We start from the raw sequence: 4401 nt of genomic DNA, 5'->3' as shown, positions 1-4401 counted from the left end.
CGGGTCCCGGAACCCGTGCCGGGTGCCGGCGGGTCCCGGCCGTACCGGGGCCGAGGTGCCGACCGGGCGGCGGCCCGCGCCGCCCGTCCCGCATGGCCGGGAGTGCCCTGCGCTTTCTGAGGGAGCAACGTCATGTGCCGGAACATCAGCTCGGCGCCGTCGGCGTGGGGGAGTGTCCGCGGTCAGGTCCGGCCCCGCTGGTGATGGGCCACCCGCGACTCCCCGTGATCCGGCCCGCCTTTTGCAACATTGCCCCCGCTTGTTTTCGAAGAATTCCGAACACCCTGGCGAATTTTCTCCGCCATAAGAAAATCGCAAGTGTGCTCGACTTCCACTGTATCGCCAGAGTGATAACAGGATATTTTTCACGCCCATGGCGTGCGTGAAATCCGCAGGTGGGAGCGGTGCAGTTGCCGTCCGCGGGCCTGTTCGCCCCCTCACGTAAACCGGCCACATCCCCGGAATGGTCACAGGACCTCCACAATCATCTCTACGATGACCCCCGGAAATGCGGCCGGGGCATCGGCCGTCATCAGGGTGGGGGGAGCTGAGCCGCAATCGGCTGCCCTCCGGGGGAGGAAAAGGCATGGGTAGAGGCTTGCGCGCCGCCGCCGTCACCGCGGCGGTCGCTCTGGTCGCTGTGGCGTTGGCGCCCACCGCGGCGAACGCCGCGGTGGAACCGAGGGTCGATCTGCGGGTCCTGGTCGTCGACGACGGCGGACCGGCGACCGAGGCCGTCACTGCGGAACTGGACGGAGCGGGCACGCCCTACACCGCGGTCCGGCTCGCCGACGCCGAGCGGCCGTTGATCGACGCGGCGTTCCTCAGCGACACCGTGTCAGGGCGTCCGCGTGCCAAGTACCAGGCGGTGGTGCTGCCGAACGACAACCCGTTCGGCGCCGGCTCCGCCGAGATGGCCGCCCTGGTGTCGTACGAGGTGTCGTTCGGCATCAGGCAGGTGGACGCGTACACCTACGCGCGGCCCGAGGTCGGGCTCAACTACGCGCAGGACCCCGGCTACACCGGCACGCTCGACGGCTCGACGGGGCAGGTCACGGAGCAGGGCACGGCCGGCGCCTTCGGTTATCTCAGGGGCGCGGTGCCGTTCGAGGACAACTCGCCCACGGTGGCGGAGAGTTACGGCTACCTGGCGACACCGCTGGAGCAGCAGGCGGCCGGTGCGGCCTTCACCCCGCTGGTGGACGCGCCGATACCCGGTACCACCGCGCGCGGCGTGCTCGTCGGCGAGTACACCCACGACGGACGCAGCGAACTGGTGATGACCTTCGTCTACAACCAGTACCAGAAACAGTTCCGGCTGCTGGCCCGGGGCATCGTGGAGTGGATGACCCAGGGCATCCACCTCGGCGCGGACCGGAACTACTTCGAGGTGCACGTCGACGACGTCTTCCTGGCCGACGACCGGTGGGACCCCGCGCTCAACTGCACGCCCGGCGACGTGGACTGCGCGCCCGGCAGCGGCGGTGATCCGCACCCGATCCGGATGACGGTGGCCGACGCGCAGTACGCCGGACAGTGGTCGCAGGCACACGGCCTGACCTTCGACTTCGTGTTCAACGGTGGCGGCAGCGAGGACTACAAGACGGACAACGAACTCGCCGCCGACCCGCTCGCACAGCGGCTCACCGCCGACAAGAACGCGTACCGCTGGGTGAACCACACCTATCTGCACCCGTTCCTCGGGTGCGTGCAGGACGTGACCGTGGTGCCGTGGCGCTGCGCGACGGACGCGTCCGGCGCGGTGAGCTGGGCCGGCAGGACCGACATCACCCGCGCGGTGAGGGACAACCGCGACTGGGCCGTGTCGCAGGGACTGCCCCTGAACAACACCGAGTTGGTGACCGGTGAGCACTCGGGCCTCAGGACGCTGCCGCAGCAGGAGAACGACAACCCGAACCTCGCCCCCGCGCTGTCCTCGCTCGGCGTCACGTACCTCGCGAGCGACAACTCGCGCGAGCCGCAGCAGCGCCAGGTGGGCCCGGCGGTCACCGTGCCGCGCCTGCCGATGAACGTCTTCTTCAACGCCGGGACGGCCGCCGAGGAGACCGACGAGTACAACTGGATCTACACCAGCAGGGCCGACGGCGGCAGCGGCCTGTGCGAGGGTTCGGCGACCACCACCTGCCTGCCGGCGCCGCTCGACACGGCGACGGGCTACGCCTCGTACATCGCACCGCTCGAAGCCAGGATCGGCCTCGGGCACGTGCTCGCGAACAACCCCCGGCCGCACTTCGTGCACCAGTCCAACCTTGCGGAGGAGCGGATCGCCTACCCGGTGCTCGAACGCGTCCTGAGCGACTACCAGGCGCTGTTCGCCCCGAGCACCCCCATCGTCAACCTGCGGATGGCGGACGTCGCGACCGAACTCCAGCGCCGCACCGCCTGGGACACCGCGGTCAAGGCGGGCCGGGTCACCGCGTACCGGATCGGCGGCGCCGTCACGATCAGCGCGCCGAGCGGCACGCCGGTCACCGCGACCATGCCCGCGGGCACCCGGCAGGTCCTGCTGCTCGGCCTGGGCTCGACGCCCTTCGGCGGCGCCTACGCGGGAGCGCTCTCCGGCTGGACGAAACCGGGACTGCTGCAGAGCGCCGTCTCGCTCACCGTTCCGGCCGCGGAGACACCCATGACGGCGACCCGGCACACGGGGAGTACGGCGGAGGTGCAGCCGTACGCGCTCCACCTGCCGGTGCCCAGCGGCGTGGCGAGGGCCGTGCCGTACGGACCGGGCGACAGCACCAAGCGCTGAACTCGCGGGCGGGGCGCCCCCCGCCCCGCCCGCAGCACCGGGACGCATGACCGGCGTCCCGGCAACGCAACATCGTCCAGGGGGAGTTCACTTCCATGCACCGGATCTTCGGCGAGCCGCCGTCGCGCACCGCGCAGGTGACGTTGCTGACCGAGGGAACGTATCCGCACAGCGCCGGCGGGGTGAGCGTCTGGTGCGACCAGCTCGTGCAGGGGATGCCGGACGTCGACTTCCGCGTCATAGCGGTGACCGGCACCGGCCGGGAGCCGGCCGTCTGGCAGCTGCCCGCGCACGTCAGGAGCCTCGACGTGGTGCCGCTGTGGGGCGCCGAACCGGAGGGCAGGGCGCCGCGCGGCCGGGACCGCCGGGCGTTCCTGGCGTCCTGGGAGCGCTTTCTGCTGGCCCTCCTGGACGAGGACGGCGATGACGCGCGCCACGAAGAGCACTTCGGCTCCGAGCTGTACGCGCTCGCCGGCTGGGCGGCGGCCGGCGCGCTCTCGGCCGCGCTCCGCTCCGAGGACGCCGTGCGCACCCTGGCCCGGCTGACGAGCCGCCCCGGCACCGCGATGGCCGCGGCCAGGCCGACCCAGCACGACGTGCTCACCGCGACCGACCTGCTGGAGCACGCGCTGCGCCCGCTGGGCGCCGTACCGCCGCCCGGCGGGGTCGCGCACGCCGTCAGCGGCGGACTCGCCACCCTGCCGGGGCTGGTCGCGCACCATCGGTACGGCACTCCCCTGCTGCTCACCGAGCACGGCGTCTACCAGCGCGAACGGTATCTCGGCTACCGCACGGGCCCGTACCGCTGGCCGGTCAAGGCGCTGCTGCTCGGCTTCTTCCGGCTCCTGTCCCGCGAGACCTACCGCACCAGCGCACTGATCACGCCGGGCAACCGCTACAACCGGCGCTGGGAGGAGCACGGCGGCGCCGCACCCGACCGCGTACGCACCGTCTACAACGGCGTCGACCCGGGTGCGTTCCCCCTCGCCGGACCCGAGCCCACGGTGCCCACGCTCACCTGGGCCGGGCGGATCGACCCGATCAAGGACCTGGAGACGCTGGTCCGCGCCTTCGCGCTGGTCCGCGCCGAGATGCCCGCGGCGCGCCTGCGGATCTTCGGCGGTACTCCGCGCGGCGGCGAGGAGTACCGGGAGCGGTGTGCGGCGCTGGCCGGCACGCTGGGGGTGGGCGACACGGTCACCTTCGAGGGCCGGGTGGACGACATCCGCACCGCGTACGCCGCCGGACAGGTCGTCATGCTCTCCAGCATCAGCGAGGGCTTTCCCTTCACCCTCATCGAGGCCATGTCGTGCGGGCGCTGCACCGTCTCGACCGATGTGGGCGGGGTGCGCGAGGCGGTGGGGGACACCGGTCTCGTGGTCCCGCCGCGCGACCCGCGGGCGATGGCCGAGGCCGCGCTGGCGCTGCTGCGCGATCCGGCGCGCCGCGCCGCGCTCGGCGCGGCGGCGCGGCTGCGGGTCATCGACCAGTTCACACTGCGGCAGACCATCGACGCCTTCCGTGGCATCTACACCGGCCTCACCGCCATGGAGCACCGGACCCCTCAGCCGCACGGCGGCGTCACCTGGATGTCCCGGGTCCGGCGCGCGGGAGCGGAGAACGACGGTACG

The 4401-nt window shown here is 72.0% G+C and carries 2 protein-coding genes; both read left to right on the top strand.

Translation table 11 applies throughout. The features are described 5' to 3' along the window. Window positions 1-586 precede the first annotated feature (586 nt). Entirely contained in the window at window positions 587-2770 is a 2184-nt protein-coding gene (locus tag VIW71_RS04420) for a hypothetical protein (protein WP_331620626.1), read from the top strand. Between the two features lie 95 nt (window positions 2771-2865). After that, on the top strand, window positions 2866-4401 hold a 1536-nt coding region (gene pelF / locus VIW71_RS04415), incomplete at its 3' end, for a GT4 family glycosyltransferase PelF (RefSeq protein ID WP_331620625.1).

Source organism: Streptomyces sp., assembly GCF_036524955.1.
Lineage (GTDB): Bacteria > Actinomycetota > Actinomycetes > Streptomycetales > Streptomycetaceae > Actinacidiphila.
Note: the sequence above shows the minus strand (reverse complement) of the source record. Positions and strands in the feature narration are given on the sequence as shown.

Bases quoted from the DNA above. Each gene is read 5' to 3' on its own strand.
- VIW71_RS04420 (WP_331620626.1), top strand. From the start codon at position 587: ATGGGTAGAGGCTTGCGCGCCGCCGCCGTCACCGCGGCGGTCGCTCTG.